Annotated in this window: 18 protein-coding genes; 11 read left to right on the forward strand and 7 right to left on the reverse strand. The window is 64.1% G+C overall.

Translation table 11 applies throughout. From position 1 onward, the window contains the following. Nucleotides 1-20: 20 nt before the first annotated feature. The 4 genes from APH28_RS22225 to APH28_RS22240 form a co-directional block, all read right to left on the reverse strand. The gene (locus tag APH28_RS22225; protein WP_060512676.1) at nucleotides 21-779 is read right to left on the reverse strand and encodes a hypothetical protein; all 759 of its coding nucleotides are present in this window, start codon (nucleotides 777-779) and stop codon (nucleotides 21-23) included. Continuing rightward, a complete protein-coding gene (locus APH28_RS22230) occupies nucleotides 772-1,047 on the reverse strand; it encodes a DUF1145 domain-containing protein (RefSeq protein WP_060512677.1) in 276 nt (91 codons plus the stop codon). Before APH28_RS22230 ends, APH28_RS22225 begins: the two co-directional genes overlap by 8 nt. Before the next feature lie 101 nt (nucleotides 1,048-1,148). Further along, a complete protein-coding gene (locus tag APH28_RS22235) occupies nucleotides 1,149-1,862 on the reverse strand; it encodes an OmpA family protein (RefSeq protein WP_060512678.1) in 714 nt (237 codons plus the stop codon). Between the two features lie 88 nt (nucleotides 1,863-1,950). Continuing rightward, nucleotides 1,951-2,643 carry an OmpA family protein gene (locus APH28_RS22240; protein ID WP_060512679.1) on the reverse strand — a complete coding sequence of 231 codons (693 nt, stop codon included), beginning with the start codon at nucleotides 2,641-2,643 and terminating at the stop codon, nucleotides 1,951-1,953. Nucleotides 2,644-2,802: 159 nt separating this feature from the next. Here APH28_RS22240 and APH28_RS22245 point away from each other — a divergent pair, with 159 nt between their 5' ends. The 5 genes from APH28_RS22245 to APH28_RS22265 all read left to right on the forward strand — a co-directional run bounded on the left by APH28_RS22245 (nucleotide 2,803) and on the right by APH28_RS22265 (nucleotide 7,082). Beyond that, on the forward strand, nucleotides 2,803-3,297 hold the full coding sequence (locus APH28_RS22245; RefSeq protein WP_060512680.1) for a DUF6231 family protein: 495 nt from the start codon (nucleotides 2,803-2,805) through the stop codon (nucleotides 3,295-3,297). Nucleotides 3,298-3,299: 2 nt separating this feature from the next. Continuing rightward, nucleotides 3,300-3,776 carry a YchJ family protein gene (locus APH28_RS22250; RefSeq protein ID WP_060512681.1) on the forward strand — a complete coding sequence of 159 codons (477 nt, stop codon included), beginning with the start codon at nucleotides 3,300-3,302 and terminating at the stop codon, nucleotides 3,774-3,776. Between the two features lie 2 nt (nucleotides 3,777-3,778). Further along, the gene (locus APH28_RS22255) at nucleotides 3,779-4,252 is read left to right on the forward strand and encodes an LEA type 2 family protein (protein ID WP_060512682.1); all 474 of its coding nucleotides are present in this window, start codon (nucleotides 3,779-3,781) and stop codon (nucleotides 4,250-4,252) included. A 7-nt stretch (nucleotides 4,253-4,259) separates the two neighbouring features. Continuing rightward, entirely contained in the window at nucleotides 4,260-4,460 is a 201-nt protein-coding gene (locus APH28_RS22260) for an SEC-C metal-binding domain-containing protein (protein WP_023379046.1), read from the forward strand. A 180-nt stretch (nucleotides 4,461-4,640) separates the two neighbouring features. After that, nucleotides 4,641-7,082, forward strand: coding sequence for a penicillin acylase family protein (locus APH28_RS22265; RefSeq protein WP_060512683.1), 2,442 nt, complete (start codon nucleotides 4,641-4,643; stop codon nucleotides 7,080-7,082). 43 nt (nucleotides 7,083-7,125) lie between these two features. Here APH28_RS22265 and APH28_RS22270 read toward each other — a convergent pair whose 3' ends face one another. Both APH28_RS22270 and APH28_RS28290 read right to left on the reverse strand, forming a co-directional pair. Continuing rightward, the gene (locus APH28_RS22270) at nucleotides 7,126-7,551 is read right to left on the reverse strand and encodes a type II toxin-antitoxin system HicB family antitoxin (RefSeq protein WP_060512736.1); all 426 of its coding nucleotides are present in this window, start codon (nucleotides 7,549-7,551) and stop codon (nucleotides 7,126-7,128) included. A gap of 17 nt (nucleotides 7,552-7,568) precedes the next feature. After that, the gene (locus APH28_RS28290) at nucleotides 7,569-7,754 is read right to left on the reverse strand and encodes a type II toxin-antitoxin system HicA family toxin (protein ID WP_082432369.1); all 186 of its coding nucleotides are present in this window, start codon (nucleotides 7,752-7,754) and stop codon (nucleotides 7,569-7,571) included. 299 nt (nucleotides 7,755-8,053) lie between these two features. Here APH28_RS28290 and APH28_RS22275 point away from each other — a divergent pair, with 299 nt between their 5' ends. The 6 genes from APH28_RS22275 (at nucleotide 8,054) to pdeM (ending at nucleotide 15,561) form a co-directional block, all read left to right on the forward strand. Further along, entirely contained in the window at nucleotides 8,054-8,395 is a 342-nt protein-coding gene (locus APH28_RS22275; RefSeq protein WP_060512684.1) for a hypothetical protein, read from the forward strand. Nucleotides 8,396-8,500: 105 nt separating this feature from the next. Then, entirely contained in the window at nucleotides 8,501-9,517 is a 1,017-nt protein-coding gene (locus APH28_RS22280) for a ligase-associated DNA damage response exonuclease (protein ID WP_060512685.1), read from the forward strand. Continuing rightward, on the forward strand, nucleotides 9,514-11,172 hold the full coding sequence (locus APH28_RS22285; RefSeq protein WP_060512686.1) for an ATP-dependent DNA ligase: 1,659 nt from the start codon (nucleotides 9,514-9,516) through the stop codon (nucleotides 11,170-11,172). The genes APH28_RS22280 and APH28_RS22285 overlap by 4 nt, the downstream gene beginning before the upstream one ends. Nucleotides 11,173-11,270: 98 nt before the next feature. Then, the gene (locus APH28_RS22290; RefSeq protein WP_060512687.1) at nucleotides 11,271-12,386 is read left to right on the forward strand and encodes a succinylglutamate desuccinylase/aspartoacylase family protein; all 1,116 of its coding nucleotides are present in this window, start codon (nucleotides 11,271-11,273) and stop codon (nucleotides 12,384-12,386) included. Nucleotides 12,387-12,454: 68 nt separating this feature from the next. Then, on the forward strand, nucleotides 12,455-14,905 hold the full coding sequence (locus tag APH28_RS22295; protein ID WP_060512688.1) for a ligase-associated DNA damage response DEXH box helicase: 2,451 nt from the start codon (nucleotides 12,455-12,457) through the stop codon (nucleotides 14,903-14,905). Continuing rightward, nucleotides 14,902-15,561, forward strand: a complete 660-nt coding sequence (gene pdeM, locus APH28_RS22300) for a ligase-associated DNA damage response endonuclease PdeM (protein WP_060512689.1) — start codon at nucleotides 14,902-14,904, stop codon at nucleotides 15,559-15,561. Before APH28_RS22295 ends, pdeM begins: the two co-directional genes overlap by 4 nt. On the opposite strand, the gene APH28_RS22305 is transcribed toward pdeM, so the two are convergent. Continuing rightward, a complete protein-coding gene (locus APH28_RS22305) occupies nucleotides 15,562-15,789 on the reverse strand; it encodes a hypothetical protein (protein WP_060512690.1) in 228 nt (75 codons plus the stop codon). Nucleotides 15,790-15,850: the final 61 nt, after the last annotated feature.

Genomic DNA, 15,850 nt, shown 5'->3' on the forward strand with positions numbered 1-15,850 from the left:
TTCGCGACACAAGGCCGCTTCTACAGACGCTGCAAAATCAGCTCACCCTCGGCGCCAGCCAACCCAGGCTGCCCTTCCTGCCCCGGTCGGCCGTTAGCCCCGGCATCGGTGCGATACACCAGGCAACCTTTGCTCGCTCCGCCTTTACCGGCCTTGCCGGCAGCCCCGGCCTTGCCCGGCGCGCCCCCCTCCAGGCGTACCACCACGCGCTCCTGCGGGAACCCCTGTGGCAGGCTCAGGCGAATTCGCCCGCCCGGCGCACCATCATGCCCGTTGCCACCGTCATCGCCATTCGCCCCTCGACTTGCCTGGCCCCAGGTACAACCGCCAGCCTGGCCATTGGCGCCATCAAGGCCCACGTAACCCGGCGCACCGGCACCACCCCGGGCATCGATGGCCAGGCGCTCGGCGTCCACCGCAGCGAGCTTCAACTCCAGGCTGCGCCCGGCGCGGGCAGCACGCTCATAAGTGCCGGGCGCCCCTGGCGCGCTGATCTCGCTACCCTCGCCCAGCACAGCACTGCGTACATCGATCAGCAGCGGTGCTTCAGCAGGTGCAATGGCAATCCGCGCATCGCGGCCCAGTTGTAGGTGATCGACCTTCAGCTCGGTCAATGTGGCCGGTAGCAGCAAGGTCGCCGAATCCGCCACGCGCAATTGCTCCAGGTGCACGCTTGCCGACTTGTTCGGCAGACGCAGCATGGAATGGGAGGCAACCTCCAGGCTCTGCGCCTGGGCCATGGGTGCGGCCAATACCGCCAGCAACATCAATTTACGCATGGCGAGGCGCCTCCTGCGGACGGGGAATGGACATGACATGAAAGATACCGGTCAGCAGGATCTGCAACCGGTCGAACCAGCGATGGCTGCGGCCGCGCAAGGTGCCATTGAAAAACAGCACCTCAAGAAAATGCAGGCTCAGGACCAAAATACCCAACGCGTTGATCAGCAGATTCAACGGCAATGGTTGCGGCATCATCAGATTGAAAAGCACCACGCCCCAGAACGCCACGGTCAGGACCTTGCCCAGGCCCAGAATGAACTTCATACCCCGCCCCTACGTGTCTATTTATTGTTATGACTACGCGGCCCGAGCAAGCGCGCCGCGCAGCCAACACTACCTGCATGCCCACGCACACGCCAGCGTAGTCAGTTGAGGTGCAGGTCCACCCGTCGGTTGTGCGCACGCCCTTCTTCGGTGGCATTGTCAGCGATTGGCTCATGGGCGCCACGGCCCTCGCTGGTCACTTTCTGTGGCGCCACCCCCTGACGGATGAGGTACTCGGCGACACTGGCGGCACGGCGTTCGGACAGCGCCTGGTTATAGCTGTCAGAGCCCACGTTGTCGGTATGACCGACCACCTTGATACGGCTGACCCCCAGCTCATTGAGGCGCGGCAGCAGGCTTTTCAAGCGCTCCTCGCTACCCGGCGTGAGCTCGGCGGAATTGAAGGCAAACATCACCTGGCCCTGGTCGTCGAGGGTGATCACCTCAGGCTTGGGCTGCGGCGCGGGTTGCGACGGTGGATATTGCGGCAGTGGGCAGCCCATGTGGTTAACCGCAGTATCGGCCGGGGTATCGGGGCAGAGGTCGCGACGGTCGAACACGCCGTCACCGTCTTCGTCGCCATCCTGGACGTAGCAGATCAGCCCACCGGCGATCGCGCCGAGGGCACCGAGGCCAGCCGCCCAGCTCGAGTTTTCGATGGCGCCAAGACCACCACCCACCGCACCACCGAGCACGCTGCAGAGGGGCCAAGTCCTTTGATTGAGGGGCGCACTGCCGTCACTGTGGGTGGCGCAGCCTGCAAGCAGGCTGGTGACCAACAGCAACGGCATGGCCGCCTTCGACATTACACTCATGATGAATGCTCCTGTGTCATCGGCCGCAACCGGCTAGCAGGATTAAAGACGCGCCCGCGCCACTTCTCAAGGCGCGGGCGCAGGGACGTCAACGCTGGATCTTGATCTCGGTGCGACGGTTCATGGCACGCCCCTCGGCCGTGGCATTGTCTGCCACTGGCTGGGTTTCGCCAGCACCTACCACCGATACGAAGCTGGCACGAGGCACACCGCTGTCGATCAGGTAATCGGTTACGGCGTGGGCACGGTGCTCGGACAATTTCTGGTTGTACTTGTCGGAACCTACGCTATCGGTGTGGCCGGTCACGGTCAGACGGGCGCTCGGAGCCTCTTGCTTCAGGCGAGTGGCTACCGTGTTCAGGCGCTCCTTGTCGGCCGCCGTCAGGCGCGAGGAGTTGAATTCGAAGTGCACGTCACGAATAACGATCACTTCTTCCTTCTGCACGACCACTTCCTCGACCACAGGAGGGGGCGCTGGCGGACAGCCATTGGCATCGACCTTGACGCCACGCGGCGTACCTGGGCATTTGTCACGGCTGTCCGGCACGCCATCACCGTCTTCGTCACCATCGCCGTGAGCCCAGCAATAACCTGCCGCCAGGCCACCGCCGAGCAGCGCGCCCCAGCCAGCCCAGCTGGAACTCTCGATGGCACCCAGACCGGCACCGGCAACACCCCCGACGGCAGCACACTTCGGCCAGTCGGTTTTTTGCAAACCTGCACAACCAGTCAACACACTGGTGAGCAGTACCAGGGGTAACGCTGTGCGTACTATGCTCATTTTCGTAGCTTCTCCTAGGGGAATCGGCATAAGGCCGATCTCTGGGAGTAAAGACCGCGCAATCCATCCCTGCCAGCAATAAGCCACGACACGGCCACTTGCCTCTATGCCGGCGGACAGCAGCCCGCTAGTCTTGGATGACTTGAACGAGGATTGGCAATGATCGACGGTTTTTCCCAGCGCACGCCGCAACAAGCCCTGGCCGCCCTGCTGGAGCGTTTTACCCCGCAACGCCTGCTGCTGGTGGGTACCCGCTTCCCGGCGCTGGATGCCTTTGCCCAGGCTCACCCACAGGTGACCATCGAAACCTGCGCCCCGGGGCCCTTGCCGGCAGCGCTGGCGGCCCAGCGCTTCGACCTGGCAATGCTGGTGGACTGCCTGGAGCACTTGCCAAAACGCACCGGCCTGCAGTTGCTGGGCGGCATCCGCAACCTCAACGCCAGCCGAGTTGCAGTGCTGGCCGACTTGCCCGCCTGCGGCTGGCAAGACACCGATTTCTTCTCCCTGGCGCTGTCGGCCAGCGAGAAATTCCGCCGTGATGAGCAGGTGTTGAGCTTGTTCACCTATGATCTACATGACTACAAGCAGGTCCCGGACTGGCTCAACGCCAGGTTCTGGGCCAATCCTGAAAACTTCGGCAAGTATTGGTGGTGATGATGAGTGTCTCGGTTTGCCCTTGTGGCAGCGGCAATCTGCTTGACGCCTGCTGCGGGCATTACCATGCCGGCACCCCGGCTCCCGACGCCCAGACGCTGATGCGTTCGCGCTACAGCGCCTATGTATTGGGGCTGGTCGACTACCTGGTCGCCACGACCCTGCCAGCCCAGCAGGCCGGGCTGGACCGCACCGCCATAGCGGCATGGAGTGCCCAGAGCACCTGGCTGGGCCTGGAGGTGGAAAGCGCCGAAGTGCTCGGCGGCCAGCCCGAACACGCCTTCGTGACCTTCACCGCGCGCTGGCATGACCAGGCGGGCGACCATCAGCACCGTGAGCGTTCTGCTTTCGTGCAGCACGAGCGGCGGTGGTACTTCATCGATCCCACCGTCGCGCTCAAGGCCGGCCGCAACGATCCCTGCCCCTGCGCCAGCGGGCAGAAATTCAAGAAATGCTGCGCCAGCTACGTCGGTAACTGAGCATGATCGCCGCCATCCGCCTGCTCTTGCTCAGCACCCTGCTGGCACTGCTGGCGGGCTGTGCCAGCTGGGGTGAAGACTGGCGCGAGCCGGAACTGCACCTGGACCAGGTCGAAACGGTGAAGGCACGGCTGCTGCAGCAGGAGTTCGTGCTGCACCTGCGCGTCGACAACCCCAATGACAGCCGTCTGTTCATTCGCAACCTGAGTTACTCGGTGTGGCTCGACGACCTGCTATTGGCGCAGGATGAGGTCAGCCTCTGGCGCAGTGTCGGCGGGCATGCCCGGCGCACGTTCAAGATCACGGCGCGGACCAACCTTTGGCAGCACCTGAAACCATTGGCCAAGCTGCTCAAGAGCGGGCAGCCGCTGCATTACCGTTTGCAAGGTGAACTGGAGACCGGGCTGATCATCCATCAGGACCTGCACTTGTCGCGCAGTGGTGAGATAATCCCCGGCGATTTCATACCGGAGTAACCCTGCAATGACCCAGCAACCCCATGTTCATGGCCCGGACTGCAACCACGGTCACGATCATCATGATCACGACCACGGCCATGTACACGGCCCGCACTGCAACCACGGCCACCAGGAGCCGGTGCGCAACGCCCTGAAGGACGTTGGCCGCAACGACCCATGCCCGTGCGGCAGCCAGAAAAAGTTCAAGAAGTGCCACGGCGCTTGATCGAGCTTTAAGCGGCAGCTTCAAGCTGCAAGTAAAAGCAGATCTGGTTCTGTCTTGAGACTTGAAGCTTGAAGCTGATAACCGCTCGTAAATAAAGCTCCACCGCACCTTGCAAGGCGCCTGCGCGCTCACTACCTTAGCGCCTTTCGAACCCCGCCACGCCTTGCAGGAGCCCTTGTCATGGCCGCCCCCGTCCTTCCTCCCTTCCGCCCGCGGTTCACCGCCGCCGCCACGTTGCTCGGCATGCTCGGGCTCGCCGGCTGCCAGATGGGTGGCTATCAGGACAGCGTGCCACCGACCACGGGCGTGCAACCGCTCAAGGGCCTGGCACAGAACGTCTCGGTCCGGCGCAACGCCATGGGCGCGCCGCTGATCGAAAGCAGTAGCTTCCATGACGCCCTGTTCACCCTTGGCTATGTACATGCCGGCGATCGCATCGAGCAGATGCTCGCCATGCGCCTGCTCGCCCAGGGCCGCCTGGCCGAGCTGGCCGGCAGCGAAGCGCTGGACATCGACCGGCTGATGCGCGCCGCCAACCTCAAGCAGAGCGCCGCCCAGCAGTATGCCGATGCCTCGCCACGCCTGAAGCGCTTTTTCGAGGTGTATGCCCGTGGGGTCAACGCCTATCTGTTCCGTTATCGCGACAAGCTGCCGGCCAACCTGGCCAGCAGTGGCTATCGCCCTGAATACTGGAAGCCTGAAGATTCGGCACTGATCTTCAACCTGTACGCCTTCAGCCAGTCGGTGAACCTGCAAGAAGAGCTCAGCGCCCTGACACTGGCGCAGAAGGTCGGCAACGACAAGCTGCACTGGTTGCTGCCTGGCGCACCGGACGAACCCCTGGCTGAAGCCGAGGTGGAAAAACTCAAGGGCCTCAACCTGAGCAGCCAGCTGCCCGGTTTGCCCGCGCTGGCGGCGGCCAGCCAGAAACTCGCCGACCTCGACCTGCTCGGCAGCCCCGGTTCGGCCAACCTGGCGCTAGGCCCGCAACGCAGCCGCAGCGGCAAGAGCCTGCTGGCCAGCGACAGCCGCGCCGCCTGGGCCCTGAGCCCAGTGCAGATCCACACCGCCAAGTACCAGGTTGCCGGCCTGTCACTGCCAGGCCTGCCCATCGTGCTGGCCGGCTACAACGGCAAACTGGCCTGGAGCAGCAGTGCGGTGATGGCCGACAACCAGGACCTGTACCTGGAGCAGCTGCGTCATGCCGGCAGCCAGGTGACCTACCTGGCCGACGGCAAGTGGCTGCCGGCCCGGGCCCGCAGCGAAACCTTCTTTGTTCGTGGCCAGCGCCCGCAGCGCGAAGTGTTCTACGACACCCGCCATGGCACCCTGCTCCCCCAGGCGGGCAACGCCAGCCTGGGCCTGGCCCTGAGCCTGCCGCAGATCAAGGGCGACCGCAGCCTCGACGCACTGTTCGACCTGACCCGCGCACAGAACATCGAACGTGCCTTCGACAGCACCCGTGAAGTCGCCACCGCCGCCCTCAACTTCGTCTTCGCCGAGCCTGAGCACATCGGCTGGCAGGTCAGCGGCCGCTACCCGAACCGCCGTGAAGGCCAGGGCTTGCTGCCCTCTCCGGGTTGGGACGGTCGCTATGACTGGGACGGCTATGCCGACCCGATGCTGCACCCTTATGACCAGGACCCACCGGCCGGCTGGATCGCCCACGCCAACCAGCGCAGCCTGCCGCGCGGCTATGGCATGCAGCTGTCCAGCACCTGGTACTACCCCGAGCGCGCCGAGCGTCTGGGCCAGCTGGCCGGCAACGGTCGCCACGACAGCCGCAGCCTGATGGCCCTGCAGAACGATCAGGTGACGCTGCTGGCTGACAAGCTCAAGCAGATGTTCGATGCCCCCGGCATGGCCCAGCCACTCAAGCAGGCGATCGACGCCCTGCCCCCGGCCCAACGCGACAAAGCGCGCGACGCCCTGGCCCGGCTGAAAGCCTTCGATGGCCGCTTGAGCCCGGTGTCGGCAGATGCCGCGCTGTACGAGTTGTTCCTCCAGGAAATAGCCCGCCAGACATTCATGGATGACCTCGGCCCGGAATCGAGCCCAGCCTGGCAGGCGTTCGTCAGCAACGCCCGCCTGTCGTACTCGGCCCAGGCCGACCACCTGCTGGGCCGTGACGACAGCCCGTTCTGGGATGACCGCAGCACGCCGCAAAAGGAAGACAAACCCACCATCCTCGCCCGCAGCCTGGCGGCCGCCGTGGATGCCGGCACCGCGCAACTGGGCAGTGACCGCCGCGCCTGGCAGTGGGGCAAGCTGCATCAGTACCGCTGGCCGGCCCCTGCCTACCACGGGTTGGGCGATGCACTGAGCCGCTCACCACTGGCCGCCGGTGGCGACTTCAGCACCCTGGCCCTGACCCCTTACGCGTGGGGCAGCGACTTCGACACCCGACTGCCGGCCTCGGCGCGGATGATCGTCGACTTCGGCCAGGCCGAGCCGCTGCAGGTACTGACCAGTAACGGCCAGTCGGGCAACCCGGCCAGTGCGCATTACAGCGACGGGCTGGATGCCTGGTTCAAGGGCAGGTTCATGAGCCTGCCGCTACAGCCGCAGAACTTTGGCCGGGCCTATGGCAGCCAACGGGTGACGTTGGTGCCGGGCCGCTAGTGAAAATAAGCCGCCTGGACTGGCGGCTTTTTCTTAGGGGCTGTCAAGCCGTGACGACAGCGAGTTCGATTCGCTGACCGAGCACATGCAAGGCATGCTCGACCTGCTCGATCTTTGAACGATGCAACAGATCCACCAAGCGATCCACCTGAGGGCGATTGACGCCCAGTCGCCGAGCCATCTCGGTCTTGCTCACTTTCTGTTCAACCATTGTGTTCCAGAGGGCTGCCTTCGCCGCTGTCAGAGCCGGCAAGCGTACGACGGGCTGATCAGCCAATTTCATTGCAGGAAGCGGTATCGCAATCTTCTGGTCAACATAGAACGAAAGCGCGGACTCCATGGCGTCTACAGCATCGAACAGCGCCTCTTCCTCGGTATCGCCTGCACTGGACATCTCAGGCACATCCGGGCAACTGATCCAGACACTGCCCGCCTCTCGATGAATGACTACTGGATAGTCGAAGGTCATGGTGTTCTCCCCTAAATTCAACATTCACTCAGGCCCAGATCTTTGAGGATCTTTCTTCTCAGCCCCTCGCCAATCTCTTTGGCGCCGTGGTCGGGAAAAATCGTTTGGCGATTACCGAGATAAACCTTGAAGTGGCTGCCTTTGGCCGGAACGAACGTAACACCTCGGGCGCGTAGCCATCGGCGAAATTCACTGTATTTCATACGGGCCTTCGATGCTCAATGTGCGTTAAACGCACGCTAAACGCAACATTTTTGTTGCACTGTACACATGTGAGCCCGTAGTAAACCGCGAATCGCGCGTCTGCGTTTCCGAACGACTTGTAGTCTTTTTCGCTGCTTCGCAACGTTCGGGGAGGTCGCGGCCAGCGGTTGACGCTGGTGCCGGGCCGCTAGCGGCCAGAGTTCCTTCTGATCCCCCGCGAGTCAGCTGCTTAGCATCCTGTCGTACTGCGTTTGCCCTTCGGCGAGCGCAGCCCGACTCAATCCAAAGGATGACTTACATGAGCAGCGAAACCCTCAAGCTCGAAATCTCCTGGCCAGCATCGATGGCCGTTCCCGAAGGCGCGACCATCAATGCGCAACTGTGGGCCGGCAATGCAAGCGCTGGCTACAACCTGATCGGCGAGCTGGACGCCTCGGCGGCAGCTGGCAGCTCGCCGGCCACACTGGAAATTGCCTTTAGCCAGGAAGACCTGCAGTCCTATGACGGCAAGAGCACCTGGGACTACTTCCACACCTCACCCTATCTGGCACACGGCAACAAACGCCTGAACATCAGCTATACCGAAAAAATCAGCATTGCCGATGCCAAGGCCAACGGCTGGAAAATAAACCTGCGCTAAGCAGTCGAGGCGCCAGCCCTGCATCCAGGCTGGCGCTCGTCATCAGCCGAACTTCCCTCACCTCATGACGTTCTCAACTGGTAAGCCCTCTACCCAGGCATTGCCATGGACCTCGTCATCGCCCGCCCCGAAGGCCTGTACTGCCCACCCGGCGACTTCTACATAGACCCGTGGCGCCCGGTCGAGCGCGCCGTGATCACCCACGGCCATGGCGACCATGCCCGCACGGGCAACCGCCACTACCTGACTGCCGCCCCGGGCGCGGGCATCCTGCGCAGCCGCCTGGGCCAGGACATCGACCTGCAGCCGCTACCCTACGGTGAGCGTATCCGACACCACGGCGTCACCCTGAGCCTGCATCCGGCCGGCCATGTGCTGGGTTCGGCACAGGTGCGCCTCGAGTACCAGGGTGAAGTCTGGGTCGCTTCAGGGGATTACAAAGTCGAGCCGGATGGCACCTGCGCTGCCTTCGAACCCGTGCGCTGCCATACCTTCATCACCGAGTCGACTTTCGGCCTGCCCATCTACCGCTGGCCCAGCCAGGCAAGCATCTTCGCCGGGATCAATGCCTGGTGGCGGAGCAACTGTGAGCAAGGCAAGGCCAGCGTGCTGTTCTGCTATGCCTTCGGCAAGGCTCAGCGAATCCTCCATGGACTGGACCCGGACATCGGGCCGATCCTCGTGCACGGTGCTGTCGAGCCGCTGAACCGGGTATACCGCGATGCCGGAGTGCACCTGCCAACCACCCGCTATGCCGGTGATATCCCGCGCAACGACCCGCTACTGCGCCAGGCTTTGATCATGGCGCCGCCCTCTGCCGCAGGTAGCAGCTGGATGCGTCGTTTCGGTGACTACAGCGATGCCTTTGCCAGCGGCTGGATGCTGTTGCGCGGTACCCGGCGCCGGCGCGGTGTCGACCGTGGCTTCGTATTGTCCGACCACGCCGACTGGCCGGGGCTGCTGTGGGCCATCGAGCAGACAGGGGCCGAGCGCGTCATGGTCACCCACGGCTCGGTGAATGTGCTGGTGCGTTACCTCAACGAACAAGGCCTGGATGCCCGGGCCTTCATCACCGAATACGGCGAAGAGGATGACACCACGACCACGGAGCCTGCGGTATGAAAGCCTTCGCCGAACTGTACCTGCGCCTGGACGCTACCACCTCCAGCAACGCCAAGCTCGAAGCCCTGCGCGACTACTTTGCGGCAGCGCCCGCCGAGGATGCCGCCTGGGCCGTCTACTTTCTTGCTGGCGGGCGCCCCCGCCAGCTGGTCCCGACCCGCGTGCTGCGCGAGCTGGCCACGGCATTGGCGGAGTTGCCCGAGTGGTTGTTCGAAGAGAGTTACCAAGCCGTAGGTGACTTGGCCGAAACCATCTCGCTACTGTTGCCGCAAGCCTCCCATGCCAGCGACGACGGCCTGGCACACTGGGTCGAGGCCCATCTGCTGCCCTTGCGCGGCCTGCCACCAGAGGACATCCAGCGTCGCCTGCCCCCTCTGTGGGCACAACTGGACCGCCCCAGCCTGATGCTGTGCCTGAAGCTGATTACCGGCAGCTTCCGCGTCGGGGTGTCCAAGCTGCTGGTCACCCGCGCCTTGGCACAGCTGGCGGGTCTCGATGCCAAACGCGTGGCCCAGCGACTGGTCGGCTATACCGATATCGGCCATCGCCCAACGGCCGCCAGTTATCACAAACTGATCGCCGATGAGTCCGCAGACGAACATAGCCAGCGCGGTGGCCAACCCTACCCGTTCTTCCTGGCTCACGCCCTGCAGGCTCCGCTGGAGCAGTTCGAAGCCCTGCTCGGTCCGCCCGCTGCATGGCAGATCGAATGGAAGTGGGATGGCATCCGTGCCCAGGTCGTCAAGCGCGATGGCCAGTTGTGGGTCTGGTCACGGGGCGAAGAGCTGGTCACCGAGCGCTTTCCCGAGCTGCATGGCCTGGCCGAAAACCTGCCGGATGGCACGGTGCTCGACGGCGAGATCCTGGTCTGGAAGCCTGGCGTCGATGCCAGCCTGCCGGCAGTGCAACCGTTCGCCGTGCTGCAGCAACGTATCGGCCGCAAGACCCTGGGCAAGAAGCTGCTGACTGACGCCCCGGTGGTGCTGCAAGCCTATGATTTGCTGGAATGGCGAGGCGAGGACTGGCGCAGCCGCCCGCAACACGAACGGCGCCAGCAGTTGCAGCGGCTGGTGGCTGAGCACCCTTTGGCCCCGCTGCTGCTTTCACCGCTGCTCACAGGCAACGACTGGAGCGACCTGGCCCGCCAACGCGAGCAGTCGCGCAGCCTGGGTGTGGAGGGTTTGATGCTCAAGCAGCGTGAGGCCCTGTATGGCGTGGGCCGGACCAAAGACATGGGCCTGTGGTGGAAGTGGAAGATCGACCCGTTCAGCGTCGATGCGGTGCTGATCTATGCGCAACGGGGCCATGGCCGGCGTGCCAGCCTCTACAGCGACTACACCTTCGCAGTGTGGAACGCGCCCCCCGGCACGCCCGACCGCGCGCTGGTGCCTTTCGCCAAGGCGTATTCAGGACTCAGCGACGAAGAGATGCGCAAAGTGGATGCGATCATCCGCAAGACTACCGTGGAAACCTTCGGGCCGGTGCGTAGCGTCACCCCCACGTTGGTGTTCGAACTGGGCTTCGAGGGTATCGCGCTGTCCAAGCGCCACAAGAGCGGTATCGCCGTGAGGTTTCCACGGATGTTGCGCTGGCGCCTGGACAAGCCAGTCGATGAAGCCGATGACCTGGCAAGCCTGCAGGCATTGCTGGTCTGAAAGAAGGCAACGCGGTGAGGCGCGATAACGGAAATTATGCTTCTATCTTTGAGCCGACCCGTGTCGCAGTCCGTTTTCGCCACGCAGCCAGGACCACCATGCACCATTCGACCCACGACTTGCTCTCGCCCGTACCGGGCATTACCCGCCAATTGCACAGCTTCCACTTCGGCCCACGGGGTGGTGCCAAGGTGTATATCCAGGCCTCGCTGCATGCCGACGAACTGCCCGGCATGCTGGTAGCCTGGCATCTCAAGCGCCGCCTGGCCGAGCTGGAGCTGCAGGGTCGCCTGCTGCGCGAGATCATCCTGGTACCGGTGGCCAACCCGGTCGGCCTGGAACAGGTGATGCTGGATGCGCCCCTGGGGCGCTTCGAACTGCAGAGCGGCGAGAACTTCAATCGCAACTTCGTCGACCTGTCCGACAGCATCGGCGACCAGATCGAAGGCCACCTGACCCAGGACCCTGCTCACAACCTGGCACTGATCCGCGAGTACCTGCGTCGCGGCCTGGATGCCCACCCGGCGCGCACGCCGCTGCAGTCCCAGCGCCTGACCTTGCAGCGGCTGGCCTGCGATGCCGACCTGGTGCTGGACCTGCACTGTGATTTCGAGGCTGTCGAACACCTCTACACCACCCCGGAAGCTTGGCCACAGGTCGAGCCACTGGCCCGTTACCTGGGCGCCCAGGCCAGCCTGTTGGCTACCGACTCCGGCGGGCAATCATTCGACGAGTGCTTCAGCCTGGTCTGGTGGCAACTGCAACAACGCTTCGGCAAGCGCTACCCGATCCCGCTGGGCAGCGTCGCGGTGACCGTCGAGCTGCGTGGCCAGGCGGATGTAAGCCATGACCTGGCCAGCCAGGACTGCCAGGCGATCCTCGACTACCTGACCCACGTTAACGTCATCGAAGGTAGCGCCGCCCCGCTGCCGGAACTGGTGCGCCCCGCCACACCGCTGGCCGCCGTCGAACCCGTGGCGGCCCCGTTGGGCGGGCTGCTGGTGTATCACGCCCGACCCGGCCAGCACCTGGAGGCAGGGCAACTGATTGCTGAAGTCATCGACCCACTCAGCGACCGGGTCACTGCCGTGCACAACAGCCAGCCCGGCCTGCTCTACGCCCGTAGCGTGCGGCGCATGGCCACGGCCGGCATGGTCATTGCCCATGTCGCTGGTGAACAGGTGTTACGCAGCGGCTACCTGCTGGCCAACTGATCGGTTAAAACCAAAGCGTGCGGCGAGTGGTCTGTAGAAGCACAGCCTTGTCAGGACCACTCGCACGCATGTCCATCTCTTCTGACCTCGCCAACGCCTGGTTCACCGCCCGCGGCTGGAAGCCTTTCGCCTTCCAGCGCCAGGTGTGGGCAGCGGTTGGGCGCGGTGAATCGGGGCTGCTGCATGCCAGTACCGGAGCGGGCAAGACCTATGCGGTCTGGCTGGCCGCATTGCGTGCCTTCGCCAAGCCAGCCAGCGGCCGCCAGCCCGCTGCGCTGCAGGTGCTGTGGATCACCCCCATGCGGGCACTGGCAGCCGATACCGCGCGTGCCTTGCAAACGCCGCTGGATGAACTCGGCCTGAACTGGAGCGTCGGCGTGCGCAGCGGTGACACCGGTAGCGCCGAGCGCGCACGCCAGGCCCGGCGTTTGCCAAGCACCTTGATCACCACACCGGAAAGCCTGACCTTGCTGCTGACCCGGGCACAAGCCAGCGATGACTTCGCCAGCCTGCGACTGGTGGTGGTGGATGAATGGCATGAACTGCTCGGCAACAAGCGCGGCGTGCAGCTGCAACTGGCCCTGGCCAGGCTGCGCCGCTGGCACCCGGGCCTGATGACCTGGGGCTTGTCAGCCACGCTCGGCAATCTGCCGCACGCCCTGGAGGTGCTGTTGCCGGCTGGGGGCCAACTGGTGAAAGGCCGCCAAGACAAACAGCTGGTCGTCGACACCTTGCTGCCCGATGCCATCGAGCGCTTCCCCTGGGCCGGGCACATGGGTCTGAAAATGCTCGGCCAGGTTGCCCGTGAGCTCGATACGAGCACCAGCAGTCTGGTATTCACCAACACCCGCGCCCAGGCCGAACTCTGGTATCAGGCGTTGCTCGACGCCCGCCCCGACTGGGCTGGGCAGATTGCCTTGCATCATGCTTCACTGGCCCGGACGACCCGCGATTGGGTAGAACAAAGCCTCAAGCAAGGCACGCTCAAGGCCGTCATCTGTACGTCCAGCCTCGACCTAGGGGTGGACTTCCTCCCGGTCGAACGGGTGCTGCAAATCGGTTCGGCCAAAGGCATTGCCCGCCTGATGCAGCGCGCCGGGCGCTCTGGCCACGCACCGGGGCGCCGCTCGCGCATCACCCTGGTGCCGACCCATAGCCTGGAGCTGGTGGAAGCGGCGGCCGCCCGCGCCGCACTGGCTGCCGGCCATATCGAAGCTCGCCGCTCGCCACGCCTGAGCATGGACGTACTGGTCCAGCATCTGGTCAGCATGGCGCTGGGTAGTGGCTTTCGCCCCGATGAGCTGCTTGCGGAAGTGCGCAGCACCTGGGCGTTCCATGACCTTCGCGACAGCCAGTGGCAATGGGCGCTGGACTTCGTCAACCACGGCGGCCACACGCTGACTGCCTATCCCGATTATCAGCGGGTCGAGGCGCACCCCGACGGGGTCTGGCGGGTGGCCAGCGAACGTCTGGCACGTCGTCATCGCATGGGCATCGGCACCATCGTCAGCGACGCCAGCGTGCAACTCAAATACTGGAGCAAGGGGGGCGGTGGCAAGCACCTGGGCAGTGTCGAGGAAGCTTTCATTGCTCGCCTGCGCCCTGGCGATACCCTGGTGTTCGCCGGCCGGGTCCTGGAGTTGGTACGGGTAGAAGGCATGACCGCCTACGTGCGACGCAGCACGGCACGCAAAGCCGCCGTAGCACGCTGGAATGGCGGGCGCATGCCGCTGTCCAGTGAACTGGCCGACGCACTGGTCGAACAACTCGACGCAGCTGCGCACGGGCACTGCATCGGCCCGGAAATGCAAACCGTCCGGCCACTGCTGGCGTTGCAGTCGCAGTGGTCAGCCTTACCCACTCGCTGCACGCTATTGGCGGAGACGCTGGGATCGCGCCAGGGTTCGCATTTGTTCCTCTACCCTTTCGCCGGGCGCATGGCCAACCTGGGCCTGGCCAACTTGATCGCCTGGCGGGTGAGTCGACTGCAGCCACTGTCTGTATCCATCGCCGTGAACGACTATGGCTTCGAGCTGCTCAGCCCCAGCACCGTAGACTGGGCCAGCTGCCTGCCAGACGCGCTGTCGGGCGACAACCTGCTGGAGGACGTGCTGGCCAGCCTGAACGCTGGCGAAATGGCGCTGCGGCGTTTTCGCGAAATTGCCCAGATCGCGGGGCTGGTGTTCGGCGGCTACCCGGCAGCGCAGAAGAGTACACGGCAGATCCAAGCCTCCAGCGGGTTGTTCTACGAAGTGTTCCGCAAACATGATGCAGACAACCTGTTGCTCGGCCAGGCACGCGACGAGGTGCTGAGCGAAGAACTGGAGATCGAACGCCTGCACCGCCAGTTGCTCAAGCTGCAGCGCCTGCAATTGGACCTGCGCGCCCTCCAACGCCCCAGCCCCATGGCGTTTGCCCTGCTGGTCGAAGGCATGCGCGAAACCTTGAGCACGGAAAAGCTGGCAGACCGCATCGCGCGAATGGTGGCCGACCTGGAGAAAGCGGCAAGCCGATCATGAATACCTACCTGCCTATCGAGCACAGTGGCGAAACGCTCTGGCTGTTGCCGGACAAGGCTATCTATTGGCCTGCCCGCCGCACCCTGCTTGTGGCCGACGTTCATATCGGCAAGGCGGCCAGTTATCGGTTGTTGCATCAACCTGTTCCGCGAGGCACCACAGCCACTACCCTGGCACGCCTGGACAGGTTGCTGACCCGCTATGACTGCGAGCAGCTGATCATCCTCGGAGATTTTTTTCATTCGCGCGCTGCGCACTCGCCACACACGCTGGCCAGTCTGCAAGGGTGGATAAGCCGCCATGGCGCGCTGAAGGTAGTGCTGGTGCGTGGCAACCATGATCGCCACGCCGGTGACCCGCCTGCGGAACTCGGTATCGAAGTACGAGATGAACCCTTGCTGCTGGAGCCCTTTGCCCTGCAGCACGAACCCGTAGCTCACCCCAGCCACCCGGTACTGGCCGGGCACGTGCATCCGGTGTACATGCTGCGGGGGCGAGCCCGGCAAAGGCTCAGACTGCCCTGCTTCCTGATCGATGCTCAGGTCAGCCTGCTGCCGGCGTTCGGCGAGTTCACCGGCGGATGGTTGGTCGAGCCGGGCCAAGGCACCCGCGTATTCCTCGCCGGAGGCGATCAGGTGTGGGCGCTGGCCAACTGATCAGGCGACAGGCGCAGGTGGTGGCTCATCAGGAAGAGTTGGCTCACCTGGCTCCATCGGCGGATGCTCACCGGGCTCTGGCGGCTGCGGCGTATCGGGATCAGGCTGGTGCGGCACGCCACCTGCCTGCATGGGCAGCGGGTGTGCCAGCAGTGACCACGCCAGCAACCCGATCTGGTTGGGCTGCAATACGGCCAGCTTCGCACTGATTGTGGGGTCGAGTTTCATTGGCAGCTCCTGGCGAGGGCCGATACGCTTCATGCATATCGGCACTGTTCACAGCGTTGGA

The organism is Pseudomonas sp. NBRC 111124, from assembly GCF_001320245.1.
GTDB lineage: Bacteria > Pseudomonadota > Gammaproteobacteria > Pseudomonadales > Pseudomonadaceae > Aquipseudomonas.

Coding starts and splice junctions, on each gene's coding strand:
- APH28_RS22230 (WP_060512677.1), bottom strand. CDS start 1,047: ATGAAGTTCATTCTGGGCCTGGGCAAGGTCCTGACCGTGGCGTTCTGG.
- APH28_RS22260 (WP_023379046.1), top strand. CDS start 4,260: ATGACCCAGCAACCCCATGTTCATGGCCCGGACTGCAACCACGGTCAC.
- APH28_RS22250 (WP_060512681.1), top strand. CDS start 3,300: ATGAGTGTCTCGGTTTGCCCTTGTGGCAGCGGCAATCTGCTTGACGCC.
- APH28_RS22255 (WP_060512682.1), top strand. CDS start 3,779: ATGATCGCCGCCATCCGCCTGCTCTTGCTCAGCACCCTGCTGGCACTG.
- APH28_RS22285 (WP_060512686.1), top strand. CDS start 9,514: ATGAAAGCCTTCGCCGAACTGTACCTGCGCCTGGACGCTACCACCTCC.
- APH28_RS22280 (WP_060512685.1), top strand. CDS start 8,501: ATGGACCTCGTCATCGCCCGCCCCGAAGGCCTGTACTGCCCACCCGGC.
- APH28_RS22305 (WP_060512690.1), bottom strand. CDS start 15,789: ATGAAACTCGACCCCACAATCAGTGCGAAGCTGGCCGTATTGCAGCCC.
- APH28_RS22225 (WP_060512676.1), bottom strand. CDS start 779: ATGCGTAAATTGATGTTGCTGGCGGTATTGGCCGCACCCATGGCCCAG.
- APH28_RS22235 (WP_060512678.1), bottom strand. CDS start 1,862: ATGAGTGTAATGTCGAAGGCGGCCATGCCGTTGCTGTTGGTCACCAGC.
- APH28_RS22290 (WP_060512687.1), top strand. CDS start 11,271: ATGCACCATTCGACCCACGACTTGCTCTCGCCCGTACCGGGCATTACC.
- APH28_RS22270 (WP_060512736.1), bottom strand. CDS start 7,551: ATGACCTTCGACTATCCAGTAGTCATTCATCGAGAGGCGGGCAGTGTC.
- APH28_RS22295 (WP_060512688.1), top strand. CDS start 12,455: ATGTCCATCTCTTCTGACCTCGCCAACGCCTGGTTCACCGCCCGCGGC.
- APH28_RS22275 (WP_060512684.1), top strand. CDS start 8,054: ATGAGCAGCGAAACCCTCAAGCTCGAAATCTCCTGGCCAGCATCGATG.
- pdeM (WP_060512689.1), top strand. CDS start 14,902: ATGAATACCTACCTGCCTATCGAGCACAGTGGCGAAACGCTCTGGCTG.
- APH28_RS22265 (WP_060512683.1), top strand. CDS start 4,641: ATGGCCGCCCCCGTCCTTCCTCCCTTCCGCCCGCGGTTCACCGCCGCC.
- APH28_RS28290 (WP_082432369.1), bottom strand. CDS start 7,754: ATGAAATACAGTGAATTTCGCCGATGGCTACGCGCCCGAGGTGTTACG.
- APH28_RS22245 (WP_060512680.1), top strand. CDS start 2,803: ATGATCGACGGTTTTTCCCAGCGCACGCCGCAACAAGCCCTGGCCGCC.
- APH28_RS22240 (WP_060512679.1), bottom strand. CDS start 2,643: ATGAGCATAGTACGCACAGCGTTACCCCTGGTACTGCTCACCAGTGTG.